Genomic DNA, 242 nt, shown 5'->3' with positions numbered 1-242 from the left:
ATGTACACCCTTTTCCCCAGTGGCAACACTGGGGGAGAAACTTTCTAATCCTTCGGCTTCGGCTCAGGATGACACTTTTTATATTCTTTATCTCAGTATGTTAAGATATTATTTTAATTATCAATTGTCAATTAAAAAGTTACCTCAAGTAACAACGACCTTAAGGTGGTTATTGCGGCGGGGCTCACCTCTTCCCATCCCGAACAGAGTAGTTAAGCCCGCCTGCGCAGATGGTACTGCAG

General features: G+C 43.4%; 1 rRNA gene. It reads left to right on the top strand.

Annotated features, from left to right (window positions below):
- Window positions 1–161: 161 nt before the first annotated feature.
- Window positions 162–242: ribosomal RNA gene (gene rrf, locus D0817_RS25575) — 5S ribosomal RNA — on the top strand; the annotation flags it as partial.

Source organism: Flavobacterium cupreum (genome assembly GCF_003996965.1).
Classification (GTDB): Bacteria; Bacteroidota; Bacteroidia; order Flavobacteriales; family Flavobacteriaceae; genus Flavobacterium; species Flavobacterium cupreum.
The sequence above is the reverse complement of the archived record's forward strand: the minus strand, read 5'-3'. Positions and strand labels throughout refer to the sequence as shown.